Genomic DNA, 18,423 nt, shown 5'->3' with positions numbered 1-18,423 from the left:
GCTGTGTTTCAGCGGCGACTTTTATAATATATCACAGTCAGTCAGGTTTTTGCAAGAGTTTTTTTAAACTTTTTTCTTGCTAATGTTTTCCTGCCCTTAACTGCTTGTCCTGTAAAACAAGGACGATTGCTAATTTACCATAAGAACAGCCCTGCCGTCAACTATATCTTAGCCTATTGTTTGGCTTGTGGAAAGCGGGCCCGCCGGGCATATTTCGATAATTCTTTGGAGGGAGCAAAGCGAGCATACATCCGGAAAATCGTTTTGTAGCGGTTGGCGATCGCATGGCGAATCTCTTGATCCAGACGCGTATCGTTCAGATCGAGCAGCATTTCATCCAATTCTTTTCGCAGCACATAATCCAGTTCCTTGCATTCCTTATCACTGAACAACATTCCCAGCATGCACAACACTCCTTGTTCAACCCATGTTATAAGGTATCGGTCTATTTATAGATGCTTTAATGTTATGCTCACTTTTTGGGAAATTTATGAATGCTTGCGAAAATCATTGATCGCTTAACTTTCAAATGCCTAACTTGCTGCTCCACCGACGAGATAAAAAGTTACCGTGCTCTCAATCACCGCAGCAACCAGCAGCATAACAACGATCCAGACCGCCCCCCGCCCGGCAGAAACAAGAAAGCCCCTCCAATCCACCGTACGCTCCGAGGCATCTCTGGAACCGGCCTCTCCCAAGCTCTTTAGTGCCAAGTAGCCGAATTGCATCCCAAAGCCTGCGGCGATCAGAATCGCGGGAATTTCAATGATCCCATGGGGAAGCAGACCACGAACGATCAGATCCATCAAATTTTCACCTCGGCCGCCAGCCGCCATCACCACAAACCCCAATGCCAAGCCGTTCATCAGCAAGAAGAAAGCCGGTAAGATCCCAAGAATGGCGCCCAGCAGCATCACACCGATACTTTTAGTCACATTATTAAAAAAGATAAACAGGAAAAAGCTCCACTCCGGATGATCCGACTGCGCCAAATCCCGGCTGACCCGACTAAGCCGTTCGAGGTCAGGCATTACGATGCGGGTTAACGTGTCGGCGTTCGCCGCCCCCAGAGCAAGTCCCGCCGCAAAAATCAGGATTGAAAGCAGCATCGCTTTCTTATATTTGCGTAAGTCGCAGATAAATCTCCGAATCGAGAACATCGCATCAAATCTCCTTCAAATTATGATCGGCCAAGCGTCATAAAGCTGTGGAACAAGCATACATTTGTACAAGCGGATCAGTTCAGATCATTTCATTCTGATAACGAGAGGGGCTTAAAGGTTCATGAACAACTTCTTCTATGTCCTTAACGGGAAGAAAATCAAACGCTTTTTCTTTGTCTTCGCTGCGGCCCTTTTTGCTGCCGGCGTCATCTACGTGGAGCAGGGCCATGTCACGGTATTCTCAGAGGAAAGCGCTCCGTCCGCTATTTATAGCGTGTCCACGAACAAAAAAGTCATAGCCCTTACCTTCGATATCAGTTGGGGCGATACGCGGGCCGAGCCGATTCTCAACGTGCTGAAGGAGAAGAATGTGCAGAAAGCAACCTTCTTCCTGTCTTCTCCCTGGAGCAAGACCCATCCGGACATCGTCAAGGCGATTCAGAAGCAAGGCTATGAAATTGGAAGCCACGGGCATAAACACACGAATTACAGCAGCCTGAGTGACGAGGAAATTGCCCGTCAAATTTCTACCTCTCATACGATTTTGACCGAAGTGACAGGCCAACCTCCCAAGCTGCTGCGGCTTCCGAACGGCGACTTCGATAAGCGCGTGCTTAGAATTGCTGCAAGCCAAGGCTACAAAGTCATCCAATGGGATACTGACTCCCAGGATTGGATGAACAAAGGGGTTCAAACCATCGTTGACCGCGTCGTTAAGAAAGCCCATCCCGGAGATATCGTTCTCCTGCATGCCAGCGATTCGGTGAAGCAGACGCACGAGGCGTTGCCGATCATCATCGATGAGCTGCGGAAGCAAGGCTATGAGTTTGTGACCGTAACGGATCTGCTGCAGGAAGCCAGCGTTCAAGGCAACGAAGTCCGCGATCAAGCGTGGCTGAAGAAGCAGTTGGAATACGCTGTCGGTTTGTGAATTTGTAGCAAAAAAGCCCAGTTTAGGCTGGGCTTTTTTGTGTTTCTGAATTTCCAGAGTTCAACACTCGCTGTAGAATTAAGATCTGGTAAGCATTACATGCGATTAATGGCGCAACAATCCAAGCCGTCGCGGAATTGACACCAATCTTCAATACGCCGACAGTTTCCACGATCGTAACTGCAATCATAAAGAACAACGTGGGAATCCAGGCGGTTGCATTCGTCAATTTGGCCTTATAAAACGCAGTTCCCACAGCCACAATAAGAATGATAATGCCAAGGATCAGGTCGGAAAACCCGTTCTTCTCGCCGCCCACGAATATCCGCAGGAACATCAGCTCCAGCAGCGCTAAAGCGGTTAAGACCAGCTGCACATATTGCCATGTTCTTCTGGAGAAGACACCGTTCCCCATATAATTGATCATTAAATATGCGAAAAAGCCCATTTGGGAATACACGCTAACCATAATGCCAACGCCAAGTAATATCCCGACATTGACCAAAATATCGGTCAGGCCTTTATATTGCAGGGTATCGGTCCATTGCAGCAACAGCCCGACCATCAGCGACCCCGCCGCCCCTACGGCTAAGGTTGTCCCAAATAAGTAAAGCCACTTTTTTAAGTTCAAGCCCCTTCCACCTCCACTAACGAAATATTTTACCAACGATCCCGGTAAAAAACCATTGTTTTTAAGCTTTTCGTTGGGATATTTCCGTTTTTAAGCCGCATACTAACTTTAGCAATGATGATAAGGAGGAAGGGAACCATGAAATGGCGGGGTACCCGTTGGATTTTATGCTTCTTATGTACATTCACTCTTCCGCTTGCAGCCTGCGGTTCTGAACAAAGCTCCCCCTCCTCTTCCCAGGGTGGGGGATATAAAGAAACGAAATCGATGGTTATCGATATTCTTAAGACTGACGAAGGTAAAAAGGCTATATATGAGGCGTTAAGCAATCCTCCAAGCAGCAGCGAAAGTGGAAGCGGAAGCAGCGGCTCAGAATCCGGTTCGGAGTCCGGTTCTGATTCCGGTTCCGGGTCGGGCGGATCCGGAGGAAGCAGCGGAGGCGGAACGTTTGGGGTGAAGATGATTCTCCCGTCCCAAACCTCCAATGAGGTGCGTATGGCTGTCAAGGAGACGATTACTTCCCCGGAATACAAGAAGGAAATCGAGAAGATCATGACCGATCCGCAGTTTGCCGGGGATTTTGCGAAGGCGATCAACGCCCAAAGCAAAGAGCTCCATATGCAGCTGATCAAAGACCCTACTTATCAGAAATCGATCAGCGAAATCCTGAAATCGCCGGAAGTCATGAAGATGTTCCTCGATTTAACCAAGACGCCGGATTACCGCAAGCAATCCATGACGGTCATGCAGGAAGCGATGCAAAGTCCGTTGTTCAAATTGGAAGTGCTTGAGCTGTTGAAAACCGTCGTTCAAGAGCAACTGCAGCCGAAGGTGGAAAAAGAGCCTAAGCAGGACGAAGGCGGCGGTGACGAAGGCAGCGGCGATGAAGGCGGCCAAAGCAAAGAGGGCGAAGGCAGCGGTGGATCTTCTTAAGCCGCAAGCTAACGCTCATCCCCCCCAAAAAAAGACCGACCCGTTAAGGGTCAGTCTTTTTTGCATTTCAGCACGATGCGCTGTGCCAGCTCGTCATACAGCCGACCAACCGGGGTCTCCGCTTTGTACACCGACGGAGAAAAGTCCGGCTCGGACGGATGGTTATCCGGCGCTCCCAGCGGGAATTGCGCCAGCAATTCGGTATGTAAGGACTCCGCCAAACGAGCGCCGCCGCCGCGTCCGAAGACATAATCCTTCTCGCCGCATTTGGAGCACTCGTAGTAAGCCATGTTTTCGACGACGCCCAGCACTTCATGTTCCGTGCGCAGCGCCATTGCCCCGGCCCGGGCAGCAACAAAAGCTGCAGTGGCATGCGGGGTGGTGACGATAATCTCCTTGCTATGCGGAATCATCTGGTGTACGTCTAGAGCGATATCCCCTGTACCCGGCGGAAAATCAAGCAGCATATAATCCAAATCGCCCCACTGGACATCGCTGAAAAATTGCCGAAGCATTTTCCCCAGCATCGGTCCCCGCCAAATCACAGGGTTATTGTCCTGGATAAAGAAGCCCATCGACATGACCTTGACACCAAAGCGTTCTACGGGCAAGATTTGGCCGTTCTCTACCAGCGGTGCCTCTTCGATCCCCATCATATCGGGAACGCTAAAGCCATAGATGTCGGCATCAATTAAGCCAACCTTCTTGCCTTGACGCGCCAGGGCCGCCGCCAAATTTACCGTGACGGTAGATTTGCCCACTCCGCCCTTGCCGCTGGCAACAGCAATAAATTGAACGCCAGATCTAGGGTCAAGAATCGGCACCCCTTCCAGACCTGCCCCATGCCCCTTCAGTTCGCTGCGTTCACTATGGGATGAATCCGAAGGTTGACGAGCCGCGCTAAACGCTGCCTCGCGTTCCTGCTCCGAAGCTTCACGGAAGCGAAGATGAACATCCTTCACCCCCGCTTCGGATAAGCGGAAGCGGATCTCCCGTTCGGCTTCCACCTGTGCCGCACTGCCTTTCTCAAAGCCGACAACGGTTAATGAGACGCGGTCTTCCTTAATCATGATATCGCGAATCCACTGGAGGTCGACTAGACTGAGACCTGTGGTTGGTTCTGCAACCGGGCGTAACGTTGCCTGAAGCTGCTCCTTCGTAATCACTGACAGCACCTCGACTTCATCAGATAGTTAGGTCTATTATAACATTACCTGACATCCTCTGCCGGGGTTTGTACTTTTTCTCCAGAATAATATCGCAAGATCCCCTGATAAATGGAAGCGGCTACTTTCCGCTGGTACGATTCCATCCCAAGCAGCCCCGCTTCCTCTGGATTCGACAAGAACCCCACCTCCACCAGGACAGCTGGAATCTTCATCGCTTCAATCAGATACACCTTCTTATCCGCACGGTTCGCAACCCGGTCAGTGTTCTCCAGATTCCGTCGAAGCTCTTCCTGTACGAGCGCAGCCAGATTTGCGTTATCCGCATGATTAGGGTAATAGAACGTTTGCGCGCCTCGCCAGCGCGGAGAAGGAATGCTGTTCATGTGTATACTCACGAGCAGATCGGCCTGCTGTTCCTCAATAAAACGGACCCGGGTCATTAAATCCTCGGTCTTCCGTTTGCTGTAGCCCTTCGTGTCCGCCGCTGCCAAGTCCTTGTCCTCCTCGCGGGTCATGACGACAACCGCACCCGCCTGCTGCAAATAATCGCGCAGATATAAAGAGACGGCGAGATTGATGTCTTTCTCGATCAGCCCCTGTTTACTGCTGGCTCCGCCATCCGGTCCGCCATGGCCAGCATCCAGGGCGATCACTTGACCCGCCAGCGGGAGGCTCCAATAATTCCAGGCTTTCTGCGCCGGCACTCGGTAGAAGGCCAACCCAAGGATCACGGCAGCCAGACCCACGCCGATCAGCGCTATTTTGATGTGGTTCAGAGAAATCCATAACGTCACCTTATCTCGATCGCGCATAAAAAAGCCACCTTTCTCCCTTCATGACATTACTCATGATATGGGACAAGGTGGACAAATATGACTCATGCAGGGCTAAGCTAACCCCCGTGAATTAAGTTGGTTGAACCTGCTGCTTCATCCCTTCGATCAGGACCTCGGCAACCTCCGGCCGGGTAAATTCCGGCGGCGGACAAATCCCATCGCGCAACAAGCCGCGAACCTTCGTGCCGGACAAGGTCAGATGATCCTCTTTCGGATGCGGGCAGGTCTTGCTGGAAGCCATATTCCCGCATTTCGTACAGAAGAAGCTGTGTTCAAAGAACAGCGGCGTGATGCCCAGCTCCTCGGGCGTGAAGTTCGAGAAAATTTCTTGGGCCTCATACGTGCCGTAGTAATCGCCAACCCCCGCATGATCGCGGCCTACGATAAAATGCGTACATCCGTAATTTTTGCGAACCATCGCATGGAAAATCGCTTCACGTGGTCCGGCATACCGCATGGCTGCCGGGAACACCCCTAAAAACGTGCGATTTGCGGGATAGTAGTGTTTCAGCAGAGTCAAATAGCTCTTCATCCGAACATCTGCCGGTACGTCGTCCGATTTTGTCTCGCCAACCAGCGGATTCAGGAATAACGCATCCACGATTTCCATCGCACTCTTCTGAATATATTCATGTGCCCGGTGAACCGGATTGCGGGTCTGGAACCCTACCACCGTTCTCCAACCCTTCTCAGCAAAGATCCGCCGCGTCTCCACCGGATCAAAATAAAACTCCTTAAACCGCGCCGGTTCGGGCCGGTTCAACACCTGAATCGAACCGCCAACGTAGTAAGGCGAACGTTCCAGCAGCTTCTTCACTCCGGGATGTGCAGGATCATCGGTTTTGAACACTTTGCGTGCTTCCTCTGCCTGATCAACGGAATAGATACTGCCAATCTCAAGCAGACCGTAAACAACGCCGTCCTGCTCACCAACCAACGCGACCTGTTCTCCAATTTCCAGGCTTTCCGCTTGTTCCCGGGCTACGGAGAGGGTAATCGGGATGCTCCATACCGTTCCGTCAGCCAGCCTCATGCGATCGACAACCGACCGATAATCGTCTTCGTTCATAAACCCGGTTAATGGCGAAAATGCCCCCACCCCAATGAGGTCCAGGTCCGAAATCGTCCAGTTATTAATGAGAATGGCCGGAAGGCCCTTCGCCTGTTCCAGGAGGCTTTCTCGTTGTGGTCCGGTCACAACCCGGTTAATCAGGCTCCCACCATGCGGTAATATTGACGTCACCCGTATCTCCCCCACTTCTGATTTTTTTCTCCTCACCGTTTATTGATGTAGTCCGCATTCCGTCTTTTCCGTTCCAGACCAGCGTCCTGCGCGTGGATCTTCTCCTGGCATTACCGGACGGGTACAATGTTCGCAGCCAATGCTAGGATAATTGCGGTCGTGCAAAGGATTATAAATGAGCTGATGCTCGCGAATGTAGTTCCATACATCGTCCGAGGTCCAATTGGCGATAGGATTAAACTTCACCAGACCAAACTTAGTGTCGTATTCAATTTTCTTCGCATTTGCCCGGGTTGGCGCCTGGTCGCGGCGAATCCCTGTGATCCATGCCTCGTAGCGGCCCAACACCCGCGTCAGCGGCTCAACCTTACGCAGGTTGCAGCAAGCGTTAGGATCCGACTTCCACAGTTCCTCCCCATACTTCTGCGCCTGTTCCTCCGGCGTTAACGTAGGGGATACCCGTACAAATTCCAGTCCGTATTTGGCCGCAATCGCGTCCCGCGTCTCATAAGTCTCTTTAAAATGAAAATCCGTGTCTAAGTAAAAAATGTCGGTAGACGGGCTGATTTGCTGCAGCATATCGACCAAAACGACATCCTCAGCCCCAAAGCTGCAGGCAAAGGCGATATTCGGAAACGTCTCTACCGCCCAGGCGAGGATTTCTTGGGGGGATAACGACTCAAATTCCTCGGCCCTGGCCGCAATTAACTGCTCTTTTTCCAATAAATTCACTTTTCTTCAGACCTCCCGCATCAGGTTAAACAAGGCATACGATTATTCCAACTAATCAGATTTGAATTATATTTAAAAGTATATGGCATTCCCCCTAGAAGTCAATACTAAAAAATCCAAAATGAAAAAAAGTCCGAAGAAACCTTCAATATAAACGCAAAAAAGCCCCTTTCCAAAACGGAAAGGGACTTTCGTATGCAATATAAAGATTAACGTTTCGAGAACTGAGGAGCACGGCGAGCTGCTTTGAGGCCGTATTTCTTCCGTTCTTTCATCCGTGGGTCACGCGTCAAGAAGCCTGCTTTCTTCAATGCAGGGCGGAGTTCCGGATCTGCTTTGAGCAGTGCACGGGAAATCCCGTGGCGGATTGCGCCAGCTTGACCGGAGATACCGCCGCCATGAGCGATGACGATAACGTCGTAGTTACCCAGCGTTTCCGTCAAAGTCAGCGGTTGTTTTACGATCAGCTTCAGCGTTTCCAGACCAAAATAATCGTTGATGTCGCGTTTATTGATGACAATGCGTCCTTCACCCGGTACAAGGCGAACACGAGCTACCGAATGTTTACGACGACCTGTCCCATAGTATTGTACTTGTGCCATGAAACTGTCCTCCCTTTTAATTATCCGCGAAGTTCGTAAACTTCAGGTTTTTGTGCCGCATGTGGATGCTCAGTGCCCGCGTAAGCTTTCAGTCTCAGCTTCATTTTCTCGCCAAGGCGAGTTTTAGGCAGCATGCCGTGAACGGCGGACTCAATTACACGTTCAGGTTTCGTTCTCAGCAAATCCTTGGCAACAGTCACTTTCAAACCGCCCGGATGCAGGGAATGACGATAATATTTTTTGTTATCGAGCTTTTTGCCGGTCAGGGCGATTTTCTCCGCGTTGATGACGATCACAAAGTCGCCGCAGTCAACATGTGGAGTAAATTGTGGTTTGTGTTTACCGCGGATAAGAGCTGCAGCTTCGCTAGCCAAGCGGCCCAGCGTTTTGCCTTCGGCATCGATGATGTGCCATTTGCGCTCTACTTCGCCTGGCTTCGCCATATAAGTGGTACGCATGTAAAGATCCTCCTTCAAATTCGTCCGAAATGGTTCATCCTGCTGAACACGATCATGCTCTTCGGGTCGCTTGACCAAAGTCAGCAGATTTATCTTCGATCGTTTCATTCATGTTTAGCAAGCATAAAATTCTTGTTTAAGCGGCTTTCTTGACTGGGGGCTGTGGGATAGCCATCAAGAAAACACAACTTTTATTTTACAGGAAGCCAAGTTAATACGCAAGCCTTTTTCAAAGGTTATCCCGAAAAAATCAAGCTTCCAGCCGCAACCGCTTCAATCACACAAATCTTCTTCTTCGTATTCCACACTCCAGAGCATCAGCCCTTTGCTCTCGGCCGTTGGGCCTGCGGCAGTCCGGTCTTTCGCCTCCAAAATCGCCTGGATCGATTCAGGCGTACGTTTGCCTTCACCGATCTCGATTAAGGTGCCAACGATGATTCGGACCATATGCTGCAGGAATCCGCTCCCCGTGACATAAAAATGGACGATCCCCTGGCCCGTTGTTCCAGGTATTTTTGCTAATGAATCCACCACGATCCGGGCATCATATATCGTACGAACATGGCTTAGCTTCGTGGACTGACGCGAGGCGAACGAAGTGAAGTCGTGGGTACCAACCAAATACGGCAGACTTGCCTGCATAGCATCAACATTGAGTTGTCCGGGATGATGAAACTGATAGTTCCGTTGGAACACATCCGGGAATCGGTTGGTATTAATGGTGTAGCGGTAGGTTTTCCGCTTGGCCGAATGCCGTGAATGGAAGGTCAGAGGGACCTCCCGAGCCGTCAACACGCGGATATCGGAAGGAAGACGCGCATTAAGCGCCAAACACCAACGTTCCACGGGAATACGCGAATCGGTGTGAAAGTGAAATGGCTGCTGCCTGGCATGCACCCCGGCGTCGGTTCGTCCAGAGCCATGGATTTTCACCGTTTCTCCCGTTAATTGGCGGATGGCTCCCTCAATATGATCCTGAACCGTATTTCCGCCCGGTTGGGTCTGAAAGCCGAAATAGTTGGTTCCGTCATAGCTGACGGTCATCAGCAAGTTGCGCATCGGTCCCTTCCTTTCTCAAGGCCACACATTTTCTCAATAAAAAAACTCTCCGAAAGCTTAGCCGTAAGGCGAGCCGACAGAGAGTTTTACACGCTAGATTGGGGAATCCCCGAATTACGCGCGATCTACCAGTTCCAGATAAACCATAGGAGCAGCGTCGCCGCGGCGAGGTCCCAGCTTCAGGATACGAGTGTATCCGCCTGGACGGCTGGAATAACGAGTTGCCAGTTCGGTGAACAGCTTTTGGATTGCATCCTGCTCGCCATCGATCGATTCGCGACGAACGTAAGCTGCCACTTGACGACGGGCATGCAGGTCACCACGTTTTGCCTTGGTGATCAGCTTCTCAGCGATCGAACGAACTTCTTTCGCCTTCGCTTCCGTCGTTTGGATGCGTTCGTATAAGAACAGGTCGGTTACCAGGTCACGGAACAATGCTTTACGTGCGCTGGAATCGCGGCCCAACTTTTGGTATGCCATGAGTTTTCCCTCCTTCGCTAGAACGATTCAAGTCAACTTATTCTTCAGTGCGCAATCCCAAACCTAACTCTTGGAGCTTCTCTTGAACTTCCTCCAAAGATTTGCGACCAAGGTTACGTACCTTCATCATATCTTCTTCGGTTTTCGTCGTAAGCTCTTGTACCGTATTGATACCGGCACGTTTGAGGCAGTTATAGGAACGAACGGAGAGATCAAGCTCTTCAATCGTCATTTCAAGCACTTTTTCTTTCTTGTCTTCTTCCTTCTCGACCATGATTTCCGCGTCTTTCGCTTCGTCCGTAAGGCCTACGAACAAGAAGAGATGCTCGGTCAAAATTTTCGCGCCGAGGCTTACCGCTTCTTCAGGTCTGATACTGCCATCGGTCCACACTTCAAGCGTAAGCTTGTCGTAGTTGGTCACTTGGCCAACCCGGGTATTCTCTACCACGTAATTGACCCGAGTAATCGGGGTATAGATCGAATCGACGGGAATGACACCGATCGGTTGATCATCTCGTTTATTTCGATCTGCCTGAACGTAACCACGTCCGCGGCCTGCGTAGATGCGCATGTGAAGTCTCGAACCCGGTTCAAGCGTAGCAATATGCAGATCCGTATTCAAAATTTCCACATCGCTGTCCGCACGGATATCTCCTGCCGTAACAACGCCTTCGCCTTCTGCATCGATTTCGAGGATCTTCTCCTCATCCGAATGAATTTTCAGCGAGAGTGCTTTCAGGTTCAGGATGATCTCCGTAACGTCCTCCATAACGCCCGGTACGGTTGCGAATTCATGCAGAACTCCATCGATTTGGACCGAGGTTACCGCAGCACCCGGCAGAGAAGAGAGCAAAATCCGGCGAAGCGAGTTGCCCAGTGTGGTGCCATACCCACGTTCAAGTGGTTCTACTACAAATTTCCCATAGGTGCCTTCATCGTTAACTTCTACGGTCTCGATTTTTGGCTTTTCGATTTCTATCACGAAAGTACCCCTCCTTCAAAACGTCGTTCCTTTCAATCTGCCTAAGATGCTGAAGTTCGTAACGTAGTATGCCTAAACATCCATTGTTCCCAATTGACGCTGGTGTTATACCACGGCTTCAGCGCGGCTTCATTAAACGCGGCGGCGTTTTGGAGGACGGCAGCCGTTATGAGGAATTGGAGTAACGTCTTTGATCATGTTGACTTCAAGGCCTGCCGCTTGCAAGGAGCGGATAGCGGCCTCACGGCCGGCACCAGGGCCTTTAACCATAACCTCAACGGTTTTCATGCCATGTTCCATCGCAGCTTTGGCAGCAGATTCAGCAGCCATTTGCGCAGCAAACGGAGTCGACTTACGGGAACCTTTGAATCCAAGACCGCCGGAGCTCGCCCAGGAAATCGCGTTACCGTGTGGATCCGTAATGGTGACGATCGTGTTATTGAACGTGGAGCGGATATGAGCCACACCAGATTCAATATTTTTCCGGTCACGACGTTTCGTACGTACGACTTTCTTTGGTTTAGCCATTGTCTGTTATCCCCCCTTCTTATTTCTTCTTGTTCGCTACAGTACGACGAGGACCCTTACGAGTACGGGCATTCGTTTTCGTACGTTGTCCGCGAACCGGCAAGCCGCGACGATGACGCACTCCGCGGTAGCAGCCAATTTCGATCAAACGTTTAATATTTAAGGAAATTTCACGACGCAGGTCACCTTCAACCTTGACCGTTTTGTCGATCGTTTCGCGTAGTTTGCTAACCTCATCTTCCGTCAAATCACGAACACGAGTGTCCGGATTGATGCCTGTTGTTTTCAGGATTTTCTGGGAAGTCGTTTTACCGATTCCGAAAATGTAAGTTAAGGCGATCTCAACGCGTTTATCACGTGGCAAATCCACACCAGCAATACGTGCCATTTTACGCTACACCCCCTTCAATTAACCTTGTTTTTGTTTGTGTTTCGGATTTTCGCAAATCACCATGACATTGCCTTTGCGACGAATGACTTTGCATTTTTCGCAAATCGGCTTTACAGAAGGTCTTACCTTCATGCTGATTACCTCCTAAAAGTTTTACAGAAGTAAAACTGGGATCGAAAGCATACGTTCTTATTTTGCGAAAGCAAAAATCCAATCGCACGCATTCTAATCATAAACTACTCTCTGAAACAACTCAACCTGAATATTGTACCACAACTTTACCGTAATGGGTATAGTCTATTTGCGGTAAGTGATCCGGCCTTTCGTCAAATCATATGGCGAAAGCTGAACGACCACTTTGTCTCCCGTCAAAATGCGGATAAAGTGCATCCGCAACTTCCCGGAAACGTGAGCGAGAATTTGATGACCATTCTCCAACTCTACTCTAAAGGTTGCATTCGGCAACGGTTCAATGACCGTACCTTCGACTTCAATGACATCTTCTTTAGCCACAGTCAGTCTCCTTTCTCTTCAGCCATAGAATTGGCGGACTTCTGATAAGCAAGAACTGCATGCCGCAGTTTCCCGTTCGTCACCCGTCCGCTTTCCTGCAAACTATGAACAACCTCGCTGCTAACTATGGGCAGTAGTTCAAGATGCTGGGCATTTTTACGTTTGGGTCCATCAAACTTCCGTTTGTTTCCGTCCGCGATCCAGACGAATTTGTCGTCCAGAATCCCGACAATCACATAAATCGCACCGGCATCCCTGCCTTTGAGAACTTTCACCAACTGACCGATTTGCGGCGCTGAGCGCTCTTTCACGTTCATCACCTACGCATCCAGCTTCGTGAAAATTTCCATCCCGTCCGGTGTAACAGCTACCGTATGCTCAAAGTGAGCGCACAACGAGCCATCCACCGTAACCACTGTCCAGTTGTCTTCCAGCGTTTTTACATATCGCTTCCCCATGTTAACCATCGGTTCGATCGCCAGGACCATCCCCGGCTTAAGCCGCGGGCCCCGGTCGGGCAAGCCATAATTCGGAATTTGCGGTTCTTCATGTAAGCTCGCGCCAATGCCATGCCCCACATATTCCCGAACGACGGAAAAACCGGCAGCTTCGATGAATTGCTGAATTGCATGCGAGATCGTGTACAATCGAACATCCGGTTTAACGAGCGCAAGGCCCGCATACAAGGAACCTTCGGTGACCTCCAAGAGTCGCTTGGCTTCCTCCGAAATTTTACCTACCGGATACGTCCACGCCGAGTCCCCATGGAAACCACGGTACTCCGCGCCGATATCCAATGTAATGATATCGCCTTCGTTCAATTTGCGTTTGCCGGGAAATCCGTGTACCAATTCTTCGTTGACCGAAGCGCAAATGCTGTAAGGAAAACCGTTGTAACCTTTAAAGGACGGCACGGCGCCCTGACTGCGAATGTATTTATCGGCGAGTTGATCGAGTTCTCCCGTCGTAATTCCAGGCTCAATCGCTTGGGCCATGAGCCTGTGCGTTTCCGCGACGATCCGCCCAGCTTCTCGCATAAAGCCTAGTTCCGTTTCGGATTTACAAATGATCATTACACCTAACCTCGCAGTAGTGACACGATTTCCTTCGAAACCGCATCGATTTCCTGTTCACCATCTACCTGACGCAACAGGCCTTTATCTTCATAGAACTTCAGAAGCGGTGCGGTTTTGTTGATATATTCGTCCAAACGAGTTCCTACGCTCTCTTCGTTATCATCCGAGCGTTGGTATAACTCGCCGCCGCATTTATCACAAACACCTTCCTGCCCCGGAGGATTAAAGATCACATGATAAGTGGCGCCGCAGGATTTGCAAATCCGGCGTCCCGTCAGCCGCGCCAGCAGCTTGTTCCGGTCCACTTTCAGGTTGATGACGTGGTCCAGCTTGCGACCCATGCTATCAAGCAGCTCATCCAGCGATTCCGCTTGCGAAAGGGTTCTTGGAAAACCGTCCAATAAGAAACCTTTTTCGCAATCGGGCTGCTGCAAGCGTTCGCGAACGATCCCCACTGTCACATCATCAGGCACGAGCAGTCCCTGATCCATATATTCCTTCGCTTTCATCCCCACAGGTGTTCCCTGTTTGATTGCCAGGCGAAATGCGTCGCCGGTAGAGATATGAGGAATACCGAATTCGTTAACGATTGTCTCGGCTTGTGTTCCTTTTCCTGCTCCGGGAGGCCCCATGAATAGTAGGTTCATGTTTCTCACTCCCTCCAACACTTCTCTACAACAAGAAATAGCTCAGTTAGGTGCCAGGCAAGGACGTTTGCACGTCCTCTGTTCCTGGTACCTACCGACTATTTATTGATAAAACCTTTATAGTGACGTTTGATCAATTGGCCTTCAATCGTCTTCATCGTATCCAGCGCAACGCCGATCACGATGAGGATCGATGTACCGCCGATCAAGACCGTGCTTGGCAACCCTGCGATAGCCCCCAATCCCATAGGGAGAATGGAGATGGCAGCAAGGAAAAGCGCACCGGTCATCGTCAAACGGGTTAACACCCGAGTCAAATAGGTTTCCGTCGCTTTACCAGGACGGATCCCTGGAATGTAGCCGCCGTTTTTCTTCATGTTCTCAGCCATCTGCTGCGGGTTCATCTGCACGAACGTATAGAAGAACGTAAAGCCGATGATCATGATCACATAAAGCACCATCCCAAGCGGACGGTTGGTAGACAAATGGGTCGTAATCCACTGCGCCCAAGCGTGCGTCGACCAGAAGCTGGCGATCACGACCGGGAATTGCAGCAAGGAAACTGCAAAAATGACCGGAATCACGCCGGCAGCGTTGATCTTGAGCGGAATATGCGTATTCTGCCCGCCATACATTTTGTTACCTACCACACGCTTTGCGTATTGGACCGGGATTTTCCGGATCGCTTGTTGTACGTAGATAACACCGATGACGATCAAGATGCACACCAAGAGAATCGCGATGGATTTCACCACATTGATGAAAGGCTGGCCTTCAATGATAAAATCCGATTGCGCAATCGTCGTAATGTGCGTAGGGATGGAGGCAACGATCCCGGCAAAGATAATCAGCGAGATCCCGTTACCAATCCCTCTTTCGGTAATCTGCTCACCTAACCACATCAGGAAAGAAGTACCGGCTGTCAACACGATGGCGATCACGAGATAGTCGCCAAAGGTTGCGTTCGGCACCATTTCCGTTCCGTACAAACGGTTAAAACCAATCGACGTAGCAAACGCCTGAATGAGGGCCAAAATGACCGTTCCGTAACGGGTCACTTGGGCCATTTTCTTCTTACCGTGTTCCCCTTGCTTAGCCCATTCCGCAAATTTCGGAATGACGTCCATCGACAAGAGCTGTACGATGATGGAAGCCGTGATATAAGGCATGATCCCGAGGGCAAAGATCGAGAAGTTCTTCAGGGCGCCGCCCGAGAAGGTGTTCAAGAGCCCTAACAAGTTGTTTCCTGCTGCGTTGTTTGTCGCCTCAAAGACCTCTTTATTAACGCCCGGAACCGGAACGAAGGAACCGATCCGGTAAATGAGGAAGATAAACAACGTAAACAAGATGCGGTTGCGAAGGTCTTGAACATGCCATATGTTCTTAATGGTTTTAAACATTAGATCACCTCGGTTTTACCGCCGGCAGCCTCGATTTTCTCTACCGCAGATTGGGAGAACTTATTCGCTTTAACTGTCAGTTTGACAGTAACTTCACCGTTGCCGAGAATCTTGATGCCGCTCTTCGCGTCTTTCACGATTCCTTGTTCAAACAACAGCTCAGGAGTTACTTCCGTATCCGCCGCAAAGTTGTTCAAATCTTCGATGTTCACAATCGCATACTCTTTCCGCGTCGGATTGATGAACCCGCGTTTTGGCAAGCGACGATACAGCGGGTTTTGACCGCCTTCGAAGCCCGGACGCACACCACCGCCGGAACGAGCGTTTTGACCTTTGTGACCGCGAGTAGATGTTTTACCCATACCGCTGCCTGTACCGCGGCCGACACGTTTGCGCGTGTGGCGGGAACCAGGAGCTGGGGAAAGCTCATGTAACTTCATCGTTCGTTGCACCTCCTTATTTATTGTTGGCAATTAATAAGCTTACGCTATCCTTAGCCTTCGATTTCTTTAACCGAAACCAGGTGGCTCACTTGATTCACCATGCCGCGAATGGCTGGGTTATCGTTGTGAACAACGGATTGGTTAATTTTGCGAAGACCCAAGGTTTTCACGGTAGTACGTTGGTTCTCCGGACGACCGATCAAACTACGCACGAGGGTAATTTGCAGTTTAGCCATGAGATTCCCTCCTTAACCGAGAAGTTCTTCGACGGTTTTACCGCGCAATTTCGCAACATCCTCAGCACGTTTCAGACGGGACAAGCCCTCCAAAGTCGCGTTGACCATGTTGATGGAATTCGAAGAACCCAAAGATTTAGTCAAAATGTCGCCTACGCCAGCCAGTTCAAGAACCGCACGAACTGGACCGCCGGCGATAACCCCGGTACCTTCGGATGCCGGTTTCAACAGAACGCGGCCAGCTCCGAAATGCCCGATTACTTGGTGAGGGATCGTAGTACCTACGAGCGGAACATGCACAAGATTTTTCTTCGCATCTTCAATGCCTTTACGGATCGCGTCAGGTACTTCGCCTGCCTTACCGATCCCAGCGCCAACCCAGCCTTTGCCGTCGCCGACAACCACGAGTGCACTGAAGCTGAAACGGCGTCCGCCTTTAACTACTTTAGCTACGCGGTTAATGTTTACAACTCTTTCTGTCAGTTCTAAAGTGTTCGGATCTACACGCAAGTCGTTAACCTCCTTTTAGTGATGATTTTTAGAATTCCAGGCCTGCTTCGCGGGCTGCGTCAGCCAGCGCCTGAATCCGTCCATGGTACAGATATCCTCCACGGTCAAAAACAACGCTCTTGTATCCTTTCGCTTGTGCGCGTTTTGCGATCAATTCGCCCACTTTACGAGCGGATTCCACGTTGCCGCCGTTACCGATCGAACCGCTCAGTTCTTTATCGACCGTCGATGCGCTAGCCACCGTTACGCCTGCTACGTCGTCGATCAGTTGAGCGTAGATATGTTTGGAAGAACGGTATACGTTCAGTCTTGGACGAGCTGCCGTTCCTTGGACTTTCTTACGTACACGCAGATGTCTTTTCAGACGTGCTTTGTTCTTATCAGCTTTTGTAATCATGACTTCCATTTCACTCCCTTCGGTTTACCGCTATCGGACATTTCGTTTCAAGACGCCAGAAGGCTAGGCACGTTAAGAAGAAACTTATTTCTTCTTACCGGCTTTACCTTCCTTGCGAATAATGCGTTCGCCTTCATACTTGATCCCTTTGCCTTTATATGGCTCAGGCTCACGGACAGAACGAATTTTAGCGGCATATTCGCCTACGCGTTCTTTATTGATCCCTTTAACGATGATCTTCGTATTCGAAGGTACTTCGAATTCGATGCCCTCTTCCGGCGTAATTTCTACCGGATGGGAGTAACCAACGTTCAGAACCAGTTTTTTGCCGGACAAGCTTGCGCGGTAACCGACACCAACCAGCTCGAGCGATTTGGAGAAACCTTCCGTTACCCCGCTGACCATGTTGCTGACAACGGAACGGGTCGTGCCATGCAGGGAACGATGTAATTTATTGTCAGAAGGACGTTCAACGGTAATAACGTTACCTTCAACCGTTACCTTGATGTCCTTGTGAAGCTCACGAGTCAAAGTACCTTTCGGACCTTTAACTGTAATGACGCTATTATCAAGTGTGACATCCACACCACTTGGTACTGTGATTGGTTTGCGACCAATACGAGACATGTATTGCACCTCCTTGTTATAAGACGTAAATTACCAAACGTAGCAGAGGACTTCGCCGCCGGCTTTGGACTGACGAGCTTCCTTGTCAGTCATGACACCTTTGGAAGTGGAGATAATCGCGATACCCAAGCCGCCGAGGACACGAGGAATTTCGTTGCTTTTCGTGTACACGCGAAGGCCTGGTTTACTGATTCTCTTAAGTCCAGAGATAACGCGTTCGTTGTTCGGGCCGTATTTCAGGAAAATACGGATGATCCCTTGTTTGTTATCATCGATATATTCAGCGTCACGGATGAAGCCTTCACGCTTCAGGATCTCAGCGATTTGTTTCTTGATCGTGGACGCAGGCAGTTCAACCGTCTCGTGACGCACCGTGTTGGCGTTACGAATACGAGTAAGCATATCTGCAATTGGATCTGACATAGTCATACGTGTA

General features: G+C 50.1%; 28 protein-coding genes. 2 read left to right on the top strand and 26 right to left on the bottom strand.

The window, feature by feature from the left end:
- Window positions 1–173: 173 nt before the first annotated feature.
- Both POTG_RS20105 and POTG_RS20100 read right to left on the bottom strand, forming a co-directional pair.
- Window positions 174–404 carry a hypothetical protein gene (locus POTG_RS20105; RefSeq protein ID WP_009226677.1) on the bottom strand — a complete coding sequence of 77 codons (231 nt, stop codon included), beginning with the start codon at window positions 402–404 and terminating at the stop codon, window positions 174–176.
- A gap of 129 nt (window positions 405–533) precedes the next feature.
- Window positions 534–1,160 carry a stage II sporulation protein M gene (locus tag POTG_RS20100; protein ID WP_009226676.1) on the bottom strand — a complete coding sequence of 209 codons (627 nt, stop codon included), beginning with the start codon at window positions 1,158–1,160 and terminating at the stop codon, window positions 534–536.
- A gap of 124 nt (window positions 1,161–1,284) precedes the next feature.
- Between POTG_RS20100 and pdaB the strand changes: the two genes are divergently transcribed.
- A complete protein-coding gene (gene pdaB / locus POTG_RS20095; protein WP_009226675.1) occupies window positions 1,285–2,094 on the top strand; it encodes a polysaccharide deacetylase family sporulation protein PdaB in 810 nt (269 codons plus the stop codon).
- A gap of 22 nt (window positions 2,095–2,116) precedes the next feature.
- Here pdaB and POTG_RS20090 read toward each other — a convergent pair whose 3' ends face one another.
- Window positions 2,117–2,725: a KinB-signaling pathway activation protein gene (locus POTG_RS20090; protein WP_009226674.1), complete on the bottom strand. Its 609-nt coding sequence runs from the start codon at window positions 2,723–2,725 to the stop codon at window positions 2,117–2,119.
- Between the two features lie 138 nt (window positions 2,726–2,863).
- Here POTG_RS20090 and gerD point away from each other — a divergent pair, with 138 nt between their 5' ends.
- Window positions 2,864–3,658 carry a spore germination lipoprotein GerD gene (gerD, locus tag POTG_RS20085; protein WP_009226673.1) on the top strand — a complete coding sequence of 265 codons (795 nt, stop codon included), beginning with the start codon at window positions 2,864–2,866 and terminating at the stop codon, window positions 3,656–3,658.
- A gap of 50 nt (window positions 3,659–3,708) precedes the next feature.
- Here gerD and POTG_RS20080 read toward each other — a convergent pair whose 3' ends face one another.
- The 23 genes from POTG_RS20080 to rpsH all read right to left on the bottom strand — a co-directional run bounded on the left by POTG_RS20080 (window position 3,709) and on the right by rpsH (window position 18,416).
- Window positions 3,709–4,824 (bottom strand): Mrp/NBP35 family ATP-binding protein, encoded by a 1,116-nt coding sequence (locus POTG_RS20080; RefSeq protein ID WP_009226672.1) that lies wholly within the window; start codon window positions 4,822–4,824, stop codon window positions 3,709–3,711.
- Window positions 4,825–4,868: 44 nt separating this feature from the next.
- A complete protein-coding gene (cwlD, locus tag POTG_RS20075; protein WP_009226671.1) occupies window positions 4,869–5,639 on the bottom strand; it encodes an N-acetylmuramoyl-L-alanine amidase CwlD in 771 nt (256 codons plus the stop codon).
- 94 nt (window positions 5,640–5,733) lie between these two features.
- Window positions 5,734–6,906: a sulfate adenylyltransferase gene (sat, locus tag POTG_RS20070; protein ID WP_009226670.1), complete on the bottom strand. Its 1,173-nt coding sequence runs from the start codon at window positions 6,904–6,906 to the stop codon at window positions 5,734–5,736.
- Window positions 6,907–6,945: 39 nt separating this feature from the next.
- Complete coding sequence (locus tag POTG_RS20065; protein ID WP_009226669.1) at window positions 6,946–7,638, bottom strand: phosphoadenylyl-sulfate reductase; 693 nt, start codon at window positions 7,636–7,638, stop codon at window positions 6,946–6,948.
- A gap of 209 nt (window positions 7,639–7,847) precedes the next feature.
- Window positions 7,848–8,240, bottom strand: coding sequence for a 30S ribosomal protein S9 (gene rpsI, locus POTG_RS20060; RefSeq protein ID WP_009226668.1), 393 nt, complete (start codon window positions 8,238–8,240; stop codon window positions 7,848–7,850).
- A gap of 20 nt (window positions 8,241–8,260) precedes the next feature.
- Window positions 8,261–8,698: a 50S ribosomal protein L13 gene (gene rplM / locus POTG_RS20055; protein ID WP_009226667.1), complete on the bottom strand. Its 438-nt coding sequence runs from the start codon at window positions 8,696–8,698 to the stop codon at window positions 8,261–8,263.
- A gap of 273 nt (window positions 8,699–8,971) precedes the next feature.
- Window positions 8,972–9,757, bottom strand: a complete 786-nt coding sequence (gene truA / locus POTG_RS20050; RefSeq protein ID WP_009226666.1) for a tRNA pseudouridine(38-40) synthase TruA — start codon at window positions 9,755–9,757, stop codon at window positions 8,972–8,974.
- A 114-nt stretch (window positions 9,758–9,871) separates the two neighbouring features.
- Window positions 9,872–10,237, bottom strand: a complete 366-nt coding sequence (rplQ, locus tag POTG_RS20045; protein ID WP_009226665.1) for a 50S ribosomal protein L17 — start codon at window positions 10,235–10,237, stop codon at window positions 9,872–9,874.
- 37 nt (window positions 10,238–10,274) lie between these two features.
- On the bottom strand, window positions 10,275–11,219 hold the full coding sequence (locus tag POTG_RS20040) for a DNA-directed RNA polymerase subunit alpha (RefSeq protein WP_009226664.1): 945 nt from the start codon (window positions 11,217–11,219) through the stop codon (window positions 10,275–10,277).
- 132 nt (window positions 11,220–11,351) lie between these two features.
- Window positions 11,352–11,747: a 30S ribosomal protein S11 gene (gene rpsK / locus POTG_RS20035; RefSeq protein ID WP_009226663.1), complete on the bottom strand. Its 396-nt coding sequence runs from the start codon at window positions 11,745–11,747 to the stop codon at window positions 11,352–11,354.
- Between the two features lie 19 nt (window positions 11,748–11,766).
- Window positions 11,767–12,135 carry a 30S ribosomal protein S13 gene (gene rpsM / locus POTG_RS20030; protein ID WP_009226662.1) on the bottom strand — a complete coding sequence of 123 codons (369 nt, stop codon included), beginning with the start codon at window positions 12,133–12,135 and terminating at the stop codon, window positions 11,767–11,769.
- 21 nt (window positions 12,136–12,156) lie between these two features.
- Entirely contained in the window at window positions 12,157–12,270 is a 114-nt protein-coding gene (gene rpmJ, locus POTG_RS20025) for a 50S ribosomal protein L36 (RefSeq protein ID WP_003333770.1), read from the bottom strand.
- A 165-nt stretch (window positions 12,271–12,435) separates the two neighbouring features.
- Window positions 12,436–12,651, bottom strand: a complete 216-nt coding sequence (gene infA / locus POTG_RS20020; RefSeq protein ID WP_007132547.1) for a translation initiation factor IF-1 — start codon at window positions 12,649–12,651, stop codon at window positions 12,436–12,438.
- A gap of 2 nt (window positions 12,652–12,653) precedes the next feature.
- Window positions 12,654–12,968, bottom strand: coding sequence for a KOW domain-containing RNA-binding protein (locus tag POTG_RS20015; RefSeq protein WP_009226661.1), 315 nt, complete (start codon window positions 12,966–12,968; stop codon window positions 12,654–12,656).
- 3 nt (window positions 12,969–12,971) lie between these two features.
- Window positions 12,972–13,724 carry a type I methionyl aminopeptidase gene (map, locus tag POTG_RS20010; RefSeq protein WP_009226660.1) on the bottom strand — a complete coding sequence of 251 codons (753 nt, stop codon included), beginning with the start codon at window positions 13,722–13,724 and terminating at the stop codon, window positions 12,972–12,974.
- Window positions 13,725–13,729: 5 nt separating this feature from the next.
- Entirely contained in the window at window positions 13,730–14,374 is a 645-nt protein-coding gene (locus POTG_RS20005; RefSeq protein WP_016310721.1) for an adenylate kinase, read from the bottom strand.
- A gap of 98 nt (window positions 14,375–14,472) precedes the next feature.
- The gene (secY, locus tag POTG_RS20000; protein WP_009226658.1) at window positions 14,473–15,774 is read right to left on the bottom strand and encodes a preprotein translocase subunit SecY; all 1,302 of its coding nucleotides are present in this window, start codon (window positions 15,772–15,774) and stop codon (window positions 14,473–14,475) included.
- The gene (gene rplO, locus POTG_RS19995) at window positions 15,774–16,214 is read right to left on the bottom strand and encodes a 50S ribosomal protein L15 (RefSeq protein WP_009226657.1); all 441 of its coding nucleotides are present in this window, start codon (window positions 16,212–16,214) and stop codon (window positions 15,774–15,776) included. The genes secY and rplO overlap by 1 nt, the downstream gene beginning before the upstream one ends.
- 53 nt (window positions 16,215–16,267) lie before the next feature.
- Window positions 16,268–16,453, bottom strand: coding sequence for a 50S ribosomal protein L30 (gene rpmD, locus POTG_RS19990; protein ID WP_009226656.1), 186 nt, complete (start codon window positions 16,451–16,453; stop codon window positions 16,268–16,270).
- A 12-nt stretch (window positions 16,454–16,465) separates the two neighbouring features.
- Window positions 16,466–16,963: a 30S ribosomal protein S5 gene (gene rpsE, locus POTG_RS19985; RefSeq protein ID WP_009226655.1), complete on the bottom strand. Its 498-nt coding sequence runs from the start codon at window positions 16,961–16,963 to the stop codon at window positions 16,466–16,468.
- A 28-nt stretch (window positions 16,964–16,991) separates the two neighbouring features.
- On the bottom strand, window positions 16,992–17,360 hold the full coding sequence (gene rplR, locus POTG_RS19980) for a 50S ribosomal protein L18 (RefSeq protein ID WP_028539490.1): 369 nt from the start codon (window positions 17,358–17,360) through the stop codon (window positions 16,992–16,994).
- Between the two features lie 84 nt (window positions 17,361–17,444).
- Window positions 17,445–17,987 (bottom strand): 50S ribosomal protein L6, encoded by a 543-nt coding sequence (rplF, locus tag POTG_RS19975; RefSeq protein WP_009226653.1) that lies wholly within the window; start codon window positions 17,985–17,987, stop codon window positions 17,445–17,447.
- Window positions 17,988–18,017: 30 nt separating this feature from the next.
- Window positions 18,018–18,416 (bottom strand): 30S ribosomal protein S8, encoded by a 399-nt coding sequence (gene rpsH / locus POTG_RS19970; protein WP_009226652.1) that lies wholly within the window; start codon window positions 18,414–18,416, stop codon window positions 18,018–18,020.
- Between the last annotated feature and the right edge of the window lie 7 nt (window positions 18,417–18,423).

It is taken from the genome of Paenibacillus sp. oral taxon 786 str. D14 (assembly GCF_000159955.1).
Taxonomy (GTDB): domain Bacteria; phylum Bacillota; class Bacilli; order Paenibacillales; family Paenibacillaceae; genus Fontibacillus; species Fontibacillus phoenicis.
The sequence above is the reverse complement of the archived record's forward strand: the minus strand, read 5'-3'. Positions and strand labels throughout refer to the sequence as shown.